A 16,467-nucleotide genomic window follows, 5' to 3' on the forward strand; every position below is an offset into this window, starting at 1 on the left:
GGCCTGCTCGGCGGGGAGGTGATCGATCATGGCGGCGTCGGCGGCGGTCATCGACAGTTCCGGCGCGGTAGTCGTGCGAATTGTGGTGTCGGCCAAGATGTTCACCCCCTTGATCGGACGCATCAACTGAACTGACGCAAGTATATCGAGGGGGTACGACAAAACTGATCGGTGCCGAATCTACTGGGTACGAGAACTATCCGCCTCCTCAACGTTGGGTTCGGTTGGGGGTGGCCTGGTTTCGCTCCCGGTTAGCGGAGGTGGCCTCGACCTCGACCAGCGGGAGGTCACCAACCGCTGGTCGAGCGAAGCCCGTCAGCCCTGCAACTTCTCCACGCAGACGACCTTCTGGCGCTCATCGTAGGTGTAGTAGTTGGTCGTCGCGTCCGGGCACTGACTGTCGTCGGTGGTACCGGGGACGATCTCGAGGACGCGCAGCGCGTCCGAGTCGGAGGACGTGCATTCGACGTGCGCAGGGTCGCCGTAGCTCGGCACGGTCATGCACTCGCCGACCGTCCAGTCGGTGTCGAGGCACAGCGCACCGGTCTGCGTCGAGCCGCGGGTGACGTAGTAGGTCTGGTCGACGTCGGACGGGCAGGCCTCCTTGTTCGGAGCCTTGGCCACCACGACGTAGTTCGCCGGGTCCTGCCCACAGGTCGCGTGATCGATGTCGGCGTCCAACGTCGTGCCGGACAGGTAGACGCAGTCGCCGATGTTCGCGTCGAAGTCGACGTCACCGCCACCGTCCTGACTCTCCGTCACCGACGACACGGTCGACGAGTCGCCGAACGGCAGTGCTCCACACCCGGTCAGGGTCGCTGCAGCCAGCAACCCTGCCCCGATTCCACCGATGACTCGCGCCGACATCCTGCGCACTTCCCACCTCCGCATCCATGGGCCGCTTCCCCGGCCCCCGACATGTCCCCAGAACGCTACGACACATCCCCCATTCGACTCATACCGGGCTATTCGAACGCGCGACAATGACACCTGTGAGGAAGACATCCGGGAGTTGCCATGTCTAGCGGTCTGGCGATCGCGCTCGCCATCGTCGCGGTGGCCGTCGTCGCCGGGCTGATCGTGCTGGTCCGGACCCGCCGGGTCGTCGCCACCCCCACCGAACGAGCCGTGCACACGGCATTGCACACCGCGTCGCTGGCGGCTCGGTCGCTGCGCGGCGGTCTCACCGCCGACGCCGCGCGGGATGCCCTCCCGCCGCTGCGTTCCCTGACCGCCGCCGACGGCATCGCGCTCTACGACGCCGAACCCTCACTGCTCGCCCATGACGTCACCGACATCGTCACGTGGGATGAGCTGCTGATCGCGGCCGCGGACACGGCGGCCACGTCCGCTCTGACCGACCAGCGCCGCGTCCTGGTGAACGACCCGTCCGGCCCCGAGTCACCAGTACGGACGCTCATCGCCCAACCCTTGGTCGCCGACGACGTGGGTGCCGGTGCGCTGGTCGTCGTCACCGTCGACCACCCCACCCCCGGCAAGCTCGGCGCCATCGCCGAGGTCGCCCGCTACGTCGCCGATCAGGTGGAATTGGCCGAACTCGACGCGTCACGCACCCGCCTGGACCGCGCCGAGGTCCTCGCGCTGCGCGCCCAGATCAGTCCGCACTTCATCTACAACGCGCTCAACACGATCGCCTCGTTCGTGCGGACCGACCCGGACCGCGCCCGGGAACTCATCATCGAGTTCGCAGACTTCACCCGCTACTCGTTCCGTGCCGCCGGCGAGTACACCCTGCTGTCGGACGAACTGCGCAACATCGACCGCTACCTGACGTTGGAGCGGGCCCGCTTCGGCACCGCCCTGGACGTGCGGTTACAGGTGGCGCCGGAGGTCCTCGGCGTCGTCGTACCGTTCCTGGCCCTGCAGCCACTCGTGGAGAACGCGGTCCGGCACGGACTGGCAGGCAAAGGCGGCGGCACCATCACGATCATCGCCCGCGACGAGGGCGCCGACTGTGTGATCACCGTCGAAGACGACGGTGTCGGAATGGACCCGGAACTGTTGCGGTCGGGTGAGATCGACGCGCTCGATCCGCCCGGACCGTCCGCTCGGGAACGCGGCGAATCCGCGGGCGCCCACGTGGGGCTCACCAATGTCGATCATCGGCTGCGGGCGGCGTTCGGCAACGACTACGGTCTAGTGGTCGATACCGGCATCGGCGCCGGAACCAAGGTCGGTATGCGCGTCCCGAAGTTCCGTGCCGGCGTGCAGGTGTGATGAAGCAGCAATGAGATGGGATTCGCCGTGCCCCTGAGCGTTCTGGCCGTCGACGACGAGCGGCCCGCCCTCGACGAACTGGTGTACCTGCTCTCCCGGGAACCGGGCATCGGCGAGGTGCGCTCGGCCTCCGATGCCACCCAGGCGTTGCGCACCCTCAACGACTACACCATCGACGCCGTCTTCCTCGACATCAACATGCCGGGACTGTCCGGCATCGAACTGGCCACCGTCCTGGGCAAACTGAGCGATCCGCCGGCGATCGTGTTCGTCACCGCCCACGACGATCGCGCCGTCGACGCCTTCGACGTCGGCGCCCTCGACTACCTGCTGAAACCCTTGCGCGATGAGCGATTACGGCAGGCCATCGAACGGGTGGAGGCCGCGGTCGCCGGACACCGCGACGCGGAGCCGGAGTCCGGGCGCGACGATGACGTCATCCCCGTCGAACTCGGTGGGGTGACCTCGCTGGTGCGTCGCGACTCGATCTCCTGGGTGGAGGCGGTCGGCGACTACGCACGACTGCATTCGGCCACCGGAGCGCACCTGGTCCGCATCCCGCTGAGCACACTGGAATCACGCTGGCAGGACAAGGGTTTCGCCCGCATCCACCGTTCGTACCTGGTGGCGTTGCCGATGGTGACCGGCCTGCGGTCGGCCGGCTCGACGACGGTGGTGTGTGTGCGCGCCAACGGATCCGCCGACGCTGCCGAACTCCCGGTGAGCCGCAGGCAGGTTCGTGAACTCAAGGACCGACTGATCCGGGACCCCATGCGCGCGTACCGATCCGGGGACGAGCAATGATTGGCCCACCGCACCGCGAGCGGGTGGTCCTCGCACAACGCCGCGGCGCCCGGATCGTCCGCACCCGCGTGGAGGTCCATGAGCAGACCGAGGTCGGCGACGCCCTCGTGCGCGGACTGATGCGCGCACAACTGGGGCTGGCCCTACGCCTCGGCGTCAGCATCGTCGCACTGATCGCGCTGATCCCGTTGCTGGGCATCATCTTACCCAGTCTCGCCGATTTCGACGTGTTCGGCATCAGACTGTCGTGGCTGGTGCTCGGCGTCGCACTGTATCCGGTCCTCTACGGTTTCGGACGCCTCTACGTGCGGCTGGCCGAGCAGGCCGAAAGCGACTTCATGGGCGTCGTCGACGACGACACCCGTACCTCCGAGGCCACCGATGGCCGACGATGAGTGAGTCGGTGCTGACCGCGACCGCCCTGGTGGTCGCGGCACTGGCCACCATCGTCATCGGCGCCTACGGCGGCCGGTTCGCCCGCACCACCTCCGATTTCCTGGTGGCCTCCCGCAGTGTCGGATCACGCTGGAACGCGGCCGCGATCTCCGGCGAATACCTCTCGGCGGCATCCTTTCTCGGTGTGGCGGGACTCGTCGCCAAATATGGCGCCGACGCCCTGTGGTATCCGGTGGGCTTCACCGCCGGCTACCTCGGCGTGCTGTTGTTCGTCGCCGCGCCGCTGCGCCGGTCCGGCGCCTACACCGTGCCGGACTTCGCCGAGTTCCGGCTCGCGTCCCGCCCGGCCCGCCAGACCGCGATGATCGTCGTGGTGGTGATCTGCGTGTTGTACCTGATCCCCCAATTCCAGGGCGCCGGACTGACATTGAACATCCTGCTCGGTGTGCCGGTGTGGGTGGGTGCGGTGGCGGTCGGCGTGATCGTCATCGTCAACGTGGTCGGCGGCGGCATGCGTTCGATCACCTTTGTGCAGGCCTTCCAGTACTGGCTGAAACTCACCGCGATCGGCGTTCCCGCACTCGCCCTGGTGATCGTGTTCCTCGGCGATCGCCACGCCGTCGGCGAACCCGCACCACCGCGGGTCGACGTCGCTACCACCGTGGACGTCACCACCGACACCGTCGTCGCGGTGCCCGCGGTCGCGGGCGTGCGGGTCAGCGGCGTCGTCGACGGCCACGAGATGCACGACGGCCGATTCCCGGCCCCCGGTGAGTACACCCTGCGGTCGGGCACCACCATTCACCTCGACGCCGGTGCCGCCACCCCGGTGGTCGCCGGGGCGCCGACGACGGGGGCGGCGTGGCTGTCCACCGGTGGCGGTCTGGGCGGCGAACATCCACTGTTCCAGGTGTATTCGATCATCATCGCGACGTTCCTCGGCACGATGGGATTGCCGCACGTGCTGGTGCGCTTCTACACCAATCCCGACGGCCGCTCGGCCCGTCGCACCGCACTCACCGTGATCGCGCTGCTCGGATTGTTCTACCTGTTTCCCCTCCTGCTGGGTGTGTTCGCGCGGCTCTACGTGCCGCAGCTGCTGATCACCGGGACCGCCGACGCGGCAGTGTTGCTGTTGCCGTCGGCGGCGGTCGGTGGACTCGCCGGACAACTCCTCGCCGCACTCGTCGCCGCGGGTGCGATCGCGGCCTTCCTGGCGACCTCGTCAGGGCTGCTCGTCAGCGTCGCCGGCGCGGTATCCACCGACGTGCTGTCCGGCCGGATCCGCGACTTCCGTATCGCGGCGGTGATCGGCGGGACGCTACCCATCGTGTTGTCCCTGGCGACCGCGTCATTGGAACTGTCGCGAACCGTCGGCCTGGTGTTCGCGGTGGCCGCATCCACTCTCTGTCCTCTGCTCATCCTGGGTATCTGGTGGCGTGGGCTGACTCCGATGGGCGCGATCTGCGGCATGGTGATCGGCGGCGTGTCCTCGGGAACCGCAACATCTTTGGCGATCGCCGGGGTTATCGACGACGAGGCTCTCGGCGGGTGGCCCGCGGTGATCATCGGCTATCCGGCCGCGGTCACCGTGCCGTTGGCCTTCGCCACGATGGTGTTGGTCAGCCTCGGCACGCGACGCCGCGTGCCCGGCGACCTGTCCCGCATCTTCGCCCGCATGCACGTACCCGAACGGCTCGGCATGGGTGTCGAACGCGTCCCGGGCGAGCGCTGAACCCGGGGCATGGCAGCCGCTTCCGTCGTGAACCACGCATGCGTCATCGCGGATACACCTCGATAGATCGGTGTCGACGGGCTACGGTCGAGAGGTTCGCCTGACCGCCCACCGACGGGAGTTCACCATGATCACCTTGGCCGCCACCGAGATTCTCGCCCGATCGACCACCCTGACCAATGTGGGGTGGATCAGCTACATCTTCATCGGCGCCATCGCCGGCTGGATCGCCGGCAAGATCGTCAAGGGCGGCGGCTCCGGACTCCTGATGAACATCGTCATCGGCATCGTCGGCGCGCTGATCGGCGGTTTTCTGCTGAGCTTCTTCCTCGACACCGCGGGTGGCGGATGGTGGTTCACCCTGTTCACCGCCATTCTCGGCTCGGTGATCCTGCTGTGGATCGTGGGTCTGGTCCAGAAGCGGTAAGCGAGAGTCACCAGCTGACCCTCACCAACTCACCCTCACCAGCTGACCGCGGCCACACGCGCGAAGTTGCCGCCGAGCACCGCGATGACGTCGGCGTCGGCCCAGCCGCGCGCACGCAGATGGTCCCCGAGCGTCACGAAGATCTCCGGCGCCATCCACTCGATGGGACCCCAGCGCGTGTACGACTCGTCGAAGGCCTCCGGATGGCTGCGGATCTCGTCGAGGAAGTCCGCGGCGTCGAAGGAGTGATCCGTGCTGACGCCGACGTGATCGATGCCGACGAGTTCGACGGCGTACTCGAGGTGGCGGATCATCGCCTCGATCGACGGAGTATTGGGGCCCAGGAAGATTCCGACGCCGGTGATCCCGACGACCCCGCCGGTGGCCGCACACGCGCGCGCCTGATCGTCGGTGATGTTGCGCGGATGCTCCCAGACGGCGCGCATGCAGGAGTGGCTGTAGATCACCGGCTTGGTGGACACCTCGCACATGTCCAGGCCGGTGCGGGCGCTGCAGTGTGAACCGTCGGGCACCATGCCCGCGGCGTTCATCTCGGCGACCAGCTCCCGCCCCCAGCCGGTGAGTCCGGTGTCGTCGGTGTCGAGACATCCGCAGCCGGCCCGGTTGGCGTGGTTGTAGCTGGGCAACATGGTGCGTACGCCGAGTGCGGTGAAGGCGGCCACGTTGTCGAGGTTGCCGTCGAGCGGGTGGGAGTCCTCGAGATCGAAGGCGATCGCGATCCGGGTGGGGTCGCCGGCCGTGATGTCGTCGACCCCGCCGGCCAGCCGCAGCCGCGGGTGCGCCTCGATTCCGGCGCGAAAACGGTTCAGCAGACGCATGGAATCGGCGCAGGTTTGCGGTGAGTACCCGACGTTGACCGAGACATACGTCGGGCCGGGCCGCGCGAACCGTGTCAGGGGATCGACGTCGGCGTCGGGCTGCAGCGGCAGGCAGGCGTGCTGGTCCCAGAGCAGGGTCATGGTGCCAGTAGTACACGCAATCTCCCCGACCGTTCATCGGCACGCACCGACCGCCCACCGCATAGATGAACGGCTTCGTCGTGTGACCCATGCCACCCCGTTGTGTGTGATGTCGACCTCACCCACTCTGTGATGCATCGACCATCACAGTTGGGAGGGACATCTTGTCCACTGTCGATCAACCCGCGTCGGCCCAGCCGCCCGGCCATCCACCGCACGAACATCATCAGCTGCACCCGTCCGGCGAGCAGTTCATCGCCATGCAAGCCAGCCCCGAGTTCCAGAACCTCAAGCGGACCCTGCGCCGCTTCGTCTTCCCGATGACCGCGTTCTTCCTGATCTGGTATGCGCTCTATGTGGCCCTCGGCGCCTTCGCGCACGACTTCATGGCGACGCCGGTGTGGGGCAACATCAACGTCGGTCTCATCCTCGGTCTGCTGCAGTTCGTCACGACGTTCCTCATCACCGGGCTCTACGTACGCTTCGCCAACCGCGAACTCGATCCGCAGGCCGCCGCGCTGCGCGACAAGATGGAAAGTGAGATCGAACGATGACTTCCGCTGCAGCCGCGGCCGTCGGCAATCCGGTCGCCAACATCGCGATCTTCGTGGCGTTCGTCGCCATCACCATGTTCGTCGTCATCCGGGCGAGCCGTAACAACTCCTCTGCTGCCGACTACTTCACCGGTGGCCGCGCCTTCTCCGGTCCGCAGAACGGTGTCGCCATCGCCGGTGACTACCTATCGGCCGCGAGTTTCCTCGGTATCGCCGGCGCCATCGCGGTGTACGGGTACGACGGCTTCCTCTACTCCATCGGCTTCCTGGTGGCCTGGCTCGTCGCCCTGCTGCTGGTGGCCGAATTGCTACGCAACACCGGCAAATTCACCATGGCCGACGTGCTGAGCTTCCGGCTCAAGCAGCGTCCGGTGCGCCTGGCCGCGGCCATCTCGACCCTGGCAGTGTCGCTGTTCTACCTGCTGGCCCAGATGGCCGGTGCCGGCGGTCTTGTCGCCCTGCTGCTCGACATCGAGTCGCGGGCCGGCCAGTCGCTGGTGATCGCCGTCGTCGGCGCGCTGATGATCGTCTACGTCCTCGTCGGCGGTATGAAGGGCACCACCTGGGTGCAGATCATCAAGGCCGTCCTGCTGATCGCCGGCGCGGCGTTCATGACGGTGATGGTGCTCGCCAAGTTCGGGCTCAACGTCTCCGACATCCTCGGCAGTGCGCAGCAGGCGATCGCGGGGTCGTCGAGTGAGAAGGTCGCCGCCCGTGACGTTCTCGCACCCGGCGCCAAGTACGGCGGATCGTTGGAGTCGCAGATCAACTTCATCTCGCTGGCCATCGCGCTCGTGCTCGGCACCGCCGGTCTGCCGCACGTGTTGATGCGCTTCTATACCGTCCCGACCGCGAAAGAGGCTCGGCGCTCGGTGGTCTGGGCCATCGCTCTGATCGGCGCGTTCTACCTGTTCACCCTGATCCTCGGCTACGGCGCCGCGGCCATCGTCGGCCCGGACCGCATCCTCGCCGCGGCCGGCAAGGAGAACTCGGCGGCACCGCTGCTGGCCTTCGAACTCGGCGGCACCGTGCTACTCGGCATCATCTCCGCGGTCGCCTTCGCGACGATCCTCGCGGTGGTCGCCGGCCTCACCATCACCGCGTCGGCGAGCTTCGCCCACGACATCTATGCCAGCGTCATCAAGCGCGGCAAGGTGAGCGAGGACGATCAGGTGCGTGTGTCCCGTTACGCCGCAATCACTCTCGGCGTGCTGGGTATCGTCCTCGGCATCCTGGCCAACGGCCAGAACGTCGCCTTCCTGGTGGCGCTGGCCTTCGCGATCGCCGCCGCAGCCAACCTGCCGACCATCGTGTACTCGCTGTACTGGAAGCGATTCAACACTCGCGGAGCCCTGTGGAGCATCTACGGTGGCCTCAGCTCGACGCTGCTGCTGATCGTGTTCTCCCCCGCCGTCTCCGGCAAGGCCACATCGATGATCCCCGGCGCAGACTTCGCCTGGTTCCCGCTGGAGAACCCCGGCATCGTGTCGATCCCGCTCGCGTTCGCGCTCGGCATCATCGGCACCCTGACCGCGCCGAACGATCGCGGTACCCCGGAACGCAATGCCGAGATGGAGGTGCGTTCGCTGACCGGCATCGGTGCCGAGGAGGCGGTCGCGCACTGACGTCCCGATAATCTCCGGAGGAGAACTTGGGTCCTGTTGGAGAAGCTGGGTGGCACACCACCCAGGTTCTCTGACAGGACCCAATTACGTTGTTGCAGAATGTGTTATCGGGAGTGTGACCTCAGGTCGCGTCGACGAACTCCGCGAGCTTCGCGTCGACCTTGTCCTGAATGTCCTTGACGCGCTGCTCGATGGGCTTCGTGGCGTCGAGGCCCTTCTTGGCCTTCTCCACCAGCTCCCCGATCAGCTTGGCCTGCTCGATGGAGACGATGTGGAACTTGTGATGCTTGAACTTGTGGCCGACGTTGCCCGACAGTCCCTGCTCGACCTCGAGACCGTTGACGAGGTCGAGCTTTGCGTCTCCCGATCCCTCGCTGAAGTCGAGATCCTTCAGGTCGACCCACACGGTGTTCGGGCGGGTCGTGGACTCGAAGATGTAGCGCGGGTTGGTCAGGTCGATGACGACCTGCCACAACGTCTGTGACGCATCGGGCTTGCCCGGGTCCGCGGTGCGGAACGGTTGTGCCGCATTGCGTATGATGCTGCCCATCGCGGCGGTGGCCTGCAGCCGCGAGGTGGGCTGCGGCTGATGGTTTACGTAGTACGACGCACGAGCGAAACGGTCGGCCGCGTCGCAGGTACCGGGGAGCGCTTCCGAGCCGCCCAGACCCTCGAACTTCTTGACGAGCTCCAACTGCTTGTCGTAGGTGGGCGAATTGGTCATCACCCAGTAGTCCCGGCTGTGGTACACGTCGAGCTTGCCGTCGATGTACTCGAAGATCGCCGAATCGCCGGTGGCATCGTCGAGAGCCAGATGAATCGCCGGGTTGCTACCGCCGGTCGGATCCGCCATCGGAATCACTTGCGGATCATTGTCCTGGGTCCACCGCACGGCCTCGGCAACCGTGGCGAAGTTGTCGAGGTAGTACTGCAGCCACACCGACATCGCCAGTTGCGGACGATTCGGATCCGGGGTGCCGTACTCCGACTCGGCGAGCCACAGAATGTGACCCGCCAGCCCTTTCTCATTCACCCCATCGGTCGACAGGATGTCGTATACGCCGGCAATCACACTGCCGTATTTCGAGGTCCACTTCAGCTTGCCCTCGACGCGATCATTGCGTTTGACACCGCGCGGGAGCTTCCAGAGGTTGGTGTGGAGATCCTGATGGAAGTCCATGTTCCGGCCGACGATGACAGATCCGTTGGCGTCCGGCCACATCACACGCGTGCACACAGAATTCTCTTTTCGTTGTCGACGATTCTGCCGAGAACATTATCTCAATGCGAGAGAACATCGCAGCAATAGGTTTACCGCGGGCGACACCGATGATTCGGGACACGATCCGAGCGATTCCGTGCCAATGTTTCCGGAAATCACCCGTGACGGCCACGGTTCCTCTACAAGTCATCGTCAGCTGTCGGCGATGACGCGACGATGGATCTCATCAGGTGGCGTCGAACAGATCCGCTCTCGCGCGGTGGCTTCCGCATCGAAGCGCCGGTCACCCCGGTGTAGGTTGATCCGAGCTGTGTCGGCAGTCCGACCACATCGGTTGGTCCGCATGGTAATCGAGACTCGCTGTGAGGTGCAGGCATGTCAGATGACGCAGTGAAGCGGCCCGAATCGGCAGATCCGGACGACATGCTGTCCCTCATCACCGAGGTCGGTGAGGCGCTCAACAGTTCGTCGTACCCGGTTCCCCTCACACAGCAGGTTCTTCACGAGATCTGCACGACGTACGACTACGACGCGACGACCGAGGTCTTCGCGACCTACATCATCGCGCTCGATCGTCAACGGGGTCGGGCGGCGATGGCGAACAGCAGTACGCCCTACCGATTCGACCAGATCGCGGACACCGAGACGCTGGTGCACCGGCTCCGGCGGGAACCGATTCCGGTTCCCGATGCGCTCCACAAGCTGCGCGCGATCGCCGATGCCCCGCCACCGATTCATCCCTTGGCCCGGATTGCGGGCTACATGCTCATGGCGTTGGGGTTCGCCATGTGTTTCCGGATGAGCCCGTTGGCGTCGGTCGCTGCCGTCGTCCTGTCGATTCCGATTGCGGCGGTGCTGTTGTGGAGTGGCACCAAACCGGCGATCGCCGCCCTGATGCCCGTCCTGTTGACGTTTCTGGCCGCATTGCCCATTGCACTGTGGTCGGTGCACGGCGGATTCGACGACCCGGTGCGACTCGCCGTCATCCCGGTGGTGACACTGATTCCCGGAGCGGCACTCACCACGGCACTGATCGAACTCACCACCGGCGACATGATCGCCGGCTCGACCCGCCTGGTCTCCGCGCTGATCGTGCTGCTGTCGATGGCATTCGGATTCGCGTTGGCCCTCGACGTCGCCGGCCTGACGTCCGTTCACCTGCAAGATCTGACAAGTGAACAGGCGCCGTCGTGGGTGCTGTGGCTCGCCGGACCGGTGTTCGCGGTCGGCAACATCCTGTATTTCTGTACGCCCCAACGGTTGTGGGTGTGGACCATCGGGTTGACATTCGGAACCTTCTGGCTCAACAACGTGACACGGCTGGTCATGCTGCCCGCGTTCGCCGGCGGTATCGCGTTGGGCGTCACGCTGCTTGTCGCCTGGGTCGTCAGCGACCGCGCAAAGGGACATCCGAGCACGCTGGTGATGTACCTGCCGCCGTTCTGGTTGATGGTTCCGGGATCGATGGGTTTCGTCGCGATCAGCGGAGTCATCACCGAAGATCACGAACTCTCCGGTCTCGGGACGAATGCCGCCCTGTCCCTGCTGAGTATGGCCATCTGCATGATGATCGCCACCGTTCTGGCACCCCTGGTGATCCGGCTGCTGAACTCGTGGCGGCCACGGCCGTAGCGGGATCGCCGGACGGGGAATCAGACCCAATTCTCTGGGAGACCCTGATCGTTGTCCGTCATGTCGCCCCCACGATCTCGGCTTCGGTATCCCGGAGGACGCCACCACCCCGGCAACCGCGACGGCCGGTGCGGGCCGCCCACTGTGCGAGCGGAATCACCGGCGGCACAACGGGACCGGACAGCTCACCGGCTGCCTCCCGGGCCTGCAGGCCGAGGAATGCCTCAGCCCGCGTCCTGAATGCGTGCGAACGGCCGAGCGGCCTCGAGTTCGTAGGCGAGTTCCAGCAACGTCCGTTCGTCACCGAGATCGGCCGAGAAGTGCATGCCCAGCGGCAAAGCGTCCGACGTCTGCGCCAGCGGCAGGCTGATTCCCGGGGTGCCCGACGTGTTGTTGGCCGGAGTGAAGGCCACGTACCGGGTCAGCCGATCGAAGGCCTCGTCGAAATCCACCCCCGGATCGAGGTAACCGATCTTCGGCGTGGTGTGCGCCAGCGTCGGCGAGAGCACCGCGTCGAAACGCGAAAAGGTCTCGCGGAGTTGAACCGTGGATCGTTTGAGGCCGCGGATCACAGCGGGTGTGCGCCACATCCGACGCAGATACATCCGCGATAGCCCGCGAGTGAACGGATCGAGTTGCGAACGGTCGAAGCCTTTGTCGATCATCCGCTTGCCGAAGTGATCGATACCGAACGCGAGCATCGCCCAATACGAGGTGAACTCAGTGATATACGAACGGTCCACCGGGACCGGCACGAATTCCGTTCGGTGACCCAGACTTTCGAGAAGTTCGGCGGTGGCGGTCAACCCGGCCTGGGTGTCGTCGTCGAGGAGTTGCCCGGTCAGCGGTTCGGTGAGCATCGCGATCCGCAGGCGCCGCTCCGACGGCCCGTCGACGCGACCCACCAGCGGCAATCCCTTTGCCGGGCTGAAGGTCTCGGCATCGGCGAGGAAGCGTGCGGTATCCCGGACGGTGCGGCTGACGATACCGTTGGAGATCAGGTCGATCGGCATCGACTTCCCCTCGGGCGAGGCGACGACGCGATCGCGGGTGGGTTTGAGTCCGACGAGCCCGCAGGCCGCGGCCGGGATACGGATCGACCCGCCACCGTCATTGGCGTGCGCGATCGGCAGCGCCCCGGCCGCCACCAACGCCGCCGACCCACCCGACGACGCGCCACAGGAGTAATCGGTGTCCCAGGGATTGCGGGTGGGCTCGCGGTCGACGAATTCGGTGGTCGCGGTCAGCCCGAAGGCCGGCAGGGTCGAGGCGCCGACGATGTTCACGCCGGTGGACAGCAACTGATCGGTGAAGGGTTCGTTCTTCGTGGCCACCCGCTCGGGTACCGCGGCCGAACCGTGCGTCGTCGGGATTCCGGCGAACAGTGTGTTGTTCTTGATGATCGAGGGCACCCCGGCGAACGAGCCGCCGCAATACCCGCCGTCGACGGCGCGCTTGCGGGCGCGCTCGCGGTCGTCCACCGCGACCGCGTTGAGCGTCGGGTTGACCGCGTCGATCCGGGCGAGGGCCGCCTCGACCGCCTCGGCGGCCGAGATGTCGCGTCGCGTGATCGCCTCGGCGACGCCGACCGCGTCCCATTCCCCCAGCGCGTCGTCACCGAACGCGTGCACATGCCTCATGCGCGCCGAGCCTAGTACGTCCCGGGCACCGGATTCGTCAGGATCAGACCATTCGCATGACATCGGCGGCCAGGCGGGTGGCGAACTCGTCGTCGATGTGTTTGGCGAAGACCGCGTGGTGATAGAGCGGCGCGATGATGTGGTCGAGGATCTGCTCCACCGACGGTGTGGCCTCGAGGCGGCCGGAAGCCCGCCCGACCATCTCGGCGGCCTGACCGCGGCGGATCTCCCAGCACGGGCATTCGTCGATGAGGTCGTCGCGCGCGGTGACCATCGCGCGCAGGTAGGCGCGACGCGACGGCCGCGAGATGTCGGCGCCGATGATGCGCGCCCACTCGGCCAGATCCCCGGCCAGCGTGCCGGTGTCCGGCAGCGCCTCGCCCTGGGTGAGCGCGGCCACCGCAACTTCCTCGAGGAGGGCGGTGATCGATCCCCAGCGTCGATAGATGCTGGTCGGGTTGACCCCGGCGAGGTCGGCGACCTGCGGGATCGTCATGCTCTCGCGTTCACCGCGGGCGACGAGTTGGCCGACCGCGTCGTACACCGCGTGTTGCACCCGCGCACTGCGTCCACCGGGTCGGCGACCCGCCGTGACCTCGGTGTTGTCAGCTGTTACCGCACTCATGGAATCGATTATTGCAAATCGCGTTGCTTTAGAGGTCCACGTCCAGCTAGGTTGGCCCTAACGCAAACCACTTTGCTTTTGGAGGTTCGATGTCGCGTCTACATCCGCACCGCGCATTCTGGGTGATCGCCGCGACCGTGGTGATGGTCCTATTCGCCTCCGCCGCCCCGTCGCCCTTGTACCCGGTCTACCAGCAGCTCTGGGGCTTCTCGTCGTTCACCCTGACCGGGGTGTTCGCGATCTACGTGGTGACGATGCTGATCAGCCTGCTGTCGGTGGGATCGCTCTCCGATCACATCGGCCGCCGACCGGTACTGGCCGCGGCCCTGGTCCTGCTGATCGCCAGCATGGTGCTGTTCCTGGCCGCCGACGGCGTCGGCATCCTGATCGCAGCTCGCGCTCTGCAGGGCCTGGCCACCGGGGCCGCGATCGGCACGCTGACCGCCACCGTCGTCGACCTGCAGCCCAGTGCGCGCCTCGGCTCGGCGATCACCGGGGCGGCCCCGACCATCGGCCTGGCCGCCGGGGTCGCGATCGCCGGTGTCCTCGTCCAGTACGCGCCGCAACCGCGATTCCTGGTCTACGAGATCACCCTGGGCATCTACGCCGTACTGCTCGTCGCGCTGCTGGTCGTGCCCGAGACATCGTCGCGCATCGGATTCACCTCACGCCGACACATGCTCGCCACCCTGGCCCCGCAGGCGTCGGTTCCCAGTGAGATCCGCCATCTCTTCTGGGGCGCCCTGCCCGCCTTCGTCGCGACGTGGTCGATGGGTGGGCTCTACCTCTCGCTGGGGTCGTCGGTGATCGCGAAGGTCTTCGGCATCGACAATCACGCCGAGGCGGGCGCCCTGCTGTTCACCTTCTTCGCCGCCGGCGCACTCACCTCGCTGGCCCTCATCGGACGCGACGCCGCGACCAAACTGGCCTACGGTTACCCGGCCCTGGCCGCCGGCGCGGTGATCTCGCTGGTCGGGGTGCTCACCTCGGCGCTGCCGTTCTATGTGGCGGGCTCGCTGATCGCCGGCACCGGCTTCGCGGCGACCTTCCTCGGTGCGCTCGACTCGATCAGCGCCGCCACCCCACCGCCGCAGCGCGGACAGGTGTTCTCGGCCGTCTTCATCGTCAGCTACCTCGCCTTCAGCGGCCCGGCCGTGATCGCGGGACTCGTCGTCAGTCACGTCGGACTCCAGGAGACCGTCGTCGGCTACGTCATCTACGTTCTGCTGGTCGCGATCGTCGGGGCCGTGCTGTCGCGGCGGGCGCGACGGCGTGCCGGAATTGTCTCATTGTCGGCGCCGGAGCCGACCGATTCGCGATCCCGGGTTTTGCCCCGCAACCTCGAAGAGTATGAAGGTAGGCATGCACCTGAAATACAGTTCAAGTGAGGAAGCATTCCGCGAGGAGCTCCGGACGTTTTTCACGACCCAGGTCCCCAAGGACATTCGTGAGCGCAGCGCCGCCGGAAAGCTGAACTACCCCGAGGACGTCGTCACCACCACCCGCATCCTCAACGAGGCCGGGTATGCGGTGCCGCACTGGCCGACGGAGTGGGGCGGCCAGGATTGGACCCCGATCCAGCACCACATCTACCGCGAGGAGATGAGCCTGGCGTCGGTGCCGGACATGCTGCCGTTCAACGCGGGCATGATCGGGCCGGTCATCGCACAGTTCGGCTCCCCGGAGATGAAGGAACGTTTCCTGGCCAAGACCGCCAACCTCGATATCTGGTGGTGCCAGGGCTTCTCCGAACCGGAAGCGGGCTCGGATCTCGCATCTCTGAAGACCCGGGCGGTACGCGACGGCGATCACTACGTCGTCAACGGCCAGAAGACCTGGACGACGCTGGGCCAGTTCGCCGACTGGATCTTCTGCCTGGTGCGCACCGACCCGGACGTCAAGAAGCAGGCCGGCATCTCGATGCTGCTGTTCCCGATGGACACCCCGGGCGTCGAACTCCGCCCGATCCAGCTGATCGACGGCGGCTTCGAGGTCAACGAGGTGTTCTTCAACGATGTCCGCGTTCCGGTGGAAAACCTTGTGGGCGAGGAGAATCAGGGCTGGACACAGGCCAAGTTCCTGCTCGGCAACGAGCGCAACGGCATCGCCCGCGTCGGCTACACCCGCACCAAGCTCGCCCGCGCCAAGGAACTCGCACGGGAGGTGACCGCCGCCGACGGCACCCCGCTGCTCGAGGATCCGCTGTTGGCCGCACGTCTGGCCGAACTCGAAAACGAGTTGCTCGCGCTGGAACTCACGCAGCTGCGGGTGGTGGCGTCCTCCGCAGACGGCAAGCCGAATCCGGCGTCGTCGCTGCTCAAGCTGCGCGGTAGCCAACTGCAGCAGGAGGCGATGGAGCTGATCGCCGACATCGCCGGCCCCCAGTCGCTGCCGGTGTCCGCGATCGAATCCGGCTCCGCCAACGGTTCCGCCGACATCCTTGCCCCGGAGTGGGCGCAGCTGTCGGTGCCGACGTACCTGAACTACCGCAAGGTGACCATCTACGGCGGTTCGTCGGAGGTTCAGCGGCAGATCATCGACAAGGCCGTCCTCGGCCTGTAGCCCCGATCCCCTTCTGCCCCAACACCT

The 16,467-nt window shown here is 66.3% G+C and carries 15 protein-coding genes; 10 read left to right on the forward strand and 5 right to left on the reverse strand.

Going from position 1 to position 16,467, the window contains the following annotated elements; translation table 11 throughout:
• Positions 1-315: 315 nt before the first annotated feature.
• Entirely contained in the window at positions 316-867 is a 552-nt protein-coding gene (lppU, locus tag ACWETB_RS22300) for an LppU family putative lipoprotein (protein ID WP_449742239.1), read from the reverse strand.
• Positions 868-1,017: 150 nt separating this feature from the next.
• Between lppU and ACWETB_RS22305 the strand changes: the two genes are divergently transcribed.
• From ACWETB_RS22305 to ACWETB_RS22325, 5 genes are all read left to right on the forward strand, one after another.
• Positions 1,018-2,238 (forward strand): sensor histidine kinase, encoded by a 1,221-nt coding sequence (locus ACWETB_RS22305; protein ID WP_452213721.1) that lies wholly within the window; start codon positions 1,018-1,020, stop codon positions 2,236-2,238.
• A gap of 15 nt (positions 2,239-2,253) precedes the next feature.
• Positions 2,254-3,042: a LytR/AlgR family response regulator transcription factor gene (locus tag ACWETB_RS22310; RefSeq protein WP_348805199.1), complete on the forward strand. Its 789-nt coding sequence runs from the start codon at positions 2,254-2,256 to the stop codon at positions 3,040-3,042.
• Complete coding sequence (locus ACWETB_RS22315) at positions 3,039-3,437, forward strand: hypothetical protein (protein ID WP_348805200.1); 399 nt, start codon at positions 3,039-3,041, stop codon at positions 3,435-3,437. The genes ACWETB_RS22310 and ACWETB_RS22315 overlap by 4 nt, the downstream gene beginning before the upstream one ends.
• Entirely contained in the window at positions 3,434-5,173 is a 1,740-nt protein-coding gene (locus ACWETB_RS22320) for a sodium/solute symporter (RefSeq protein ID WP_452213724.1), read from the forward strand. Before ACWETB_RS22315 ends, ACWETB_RS22320 begins: the two co-directional genes overlap by 4 nt.
• A gap of 127 nt (positions 5,174-5,300) precedes the next feature.
• Entirely contained in the window at positions 5,301-5,600 is a 300-nt protein-coding gene (locus ACWETB_RS22325; RefSeq protein WP_348805203.1) for a GlsB/YeaQ/YmgE family stress response membrane protein, read from the forward strand.
• 35 nt (positions 5,601-5,635) lie between these two features.
• Here ACWETB_RS22325 and ACWETB_RS22330 read toward each other — a convergent pair whose 3' ends face one another.
• Positions 5,636-6,580, reverse strand: coding sequence for a dipeptidase (locus ACWETB_RS22330; protein WP_452213726.1), 945 nt, complete (start codon positions 6,578-6,580; stop codon positions 5,636-5,638).
• 164 nt (positions 6,581-6,744) lie between these two features.
• Here ACWETB_RS22330 and ACWETB_RS22335 point away from each other — a divergent pair, with 164 nt between their 5' ends.
• Both ACWETB_RS22335 and ACWETB_RS22340 read left to right on the forward strand, forming a co-directional pair.
• On the forward strand, positions 6,745-7,134 hold the full coding sequence (locus ACWETB_RS22335) for a DUF485 domain-containing protein (protein ID WP_449742245.1): 390 nt from the start codon (positions 6,745-6,747) through the stop codon (positions 7,132-7,134).
• Positions 7,131-8,759, forward strand: a complete 1,629-nt coding sequence (locus tag ACWETB_RS22340; protein WP_452213728.1) for a solute symporter family protein — start codon at positions 7,131-7,133, stop codon at positions 8,757-8,759. The genes ACWETB_RS22335 and ACWETB_RS22340 overlap by 4 nt, the downstream gene beginning before the upstream one ends.
• A 121-nt stretch (positions 8,760-8,880) precedes the next feature.
• On the opposite strand, the gene ACWETB_RS22345 is transcribed toward ACWETB_RS22340, so the two are convergent.
• Entirely contained in the window at positions 8,881-9,996 is a 1,116-nt protein-coding gene (locus tag ACWETB_RS22345) for a linear amide C-N hydrolase (protein WP_452213730.1), read from the reverse strand.
• A gap of 360 nt (positions 9,997-10,356) precedes the next feature.
• Between ACWETB_RS22345 and ACWETB_RS22350 the strand changes: the two genes are divergently transcribed.
• Positions 10,357-11,613, forward strand: coding sequence for a threonine/serine ThrE exporter family protein (locus tag ACWETB_RS22350; RefSeq protein ID WP_449742248.1), 1,257 nt, complete (start codon positions 10,357-10,359; stop codon positions 11,611-11,613).
• 224 nt (positions 11,614-11,837) lie between these two features.
• On the opposite strand, the gene ACWETB_RS22355 is transcribed toward ACWETB_RS22350, so the two are convergent.
• Together ACWETB_RS22355 and ACWETB_RS22360 are read right to left on the reverse strand one after the other, a co-directional pair.
• Positions 11,838-13,253: an amidase gene (locus ACWETB_RS22355; RefSeq protein WP_449742249.1), complete on the reverse strand. Its 1,416-nt coding sequence runs from the start codon at positions 13,251-13,253 to the stop codon at positions 11,838-11,840.
• 43 nt (positions 13,254-13,296) lie between these two features.
• Entirely contained in the window at positions 13,297-13,878 is a 582-nt protein-coding gene (locus ACWETB_RS22360) for a TetR/AcrR family transcriptional regulator C-terminal ligand-binding domain-containing protein (RefSeq protein WP_449742250.1), read from the reverse strand.
• 89 nt (positions 13,879-13,967) lie between these two features.
• Here ACWETB_RS22360 and ACWETB_RS22365 point away from each other — a divergent pair, with 89 nt between their 5' ends.
• The gene (locus tag ACWETB_RS22365) at positions 13,968-15,266 is read left to right on the forward strand and encodes an MFS transporter (protein ID WP_452213733.1); all 1,299 of its coding nucleotides are present in this window, start codon (positions 13,968-13,970) and stop codon (positions 15,264-15,266) included.
• Positions 15,241-16,440 (forward strand): acyl-CoA dehydrogenase family protein, encoded by a 1,200-nt coding sequence (locus tag ACWETB_RS22370; protein WP_449742252.1) that lies wholly within the window; start codon positions 15,241-15,243, stop codon positions 16,438-16,440. Before ACWETB_RS22365 ends, ACWETB_RS22370 begins: the two co-directional genes overlap by 26 nt.
• Positions 16,441-16,467: the final 27 nt, after the last annotated feature.

It is taken from the genome of Gordonia sp. NPDC003950, assembly GCF_053605205.1.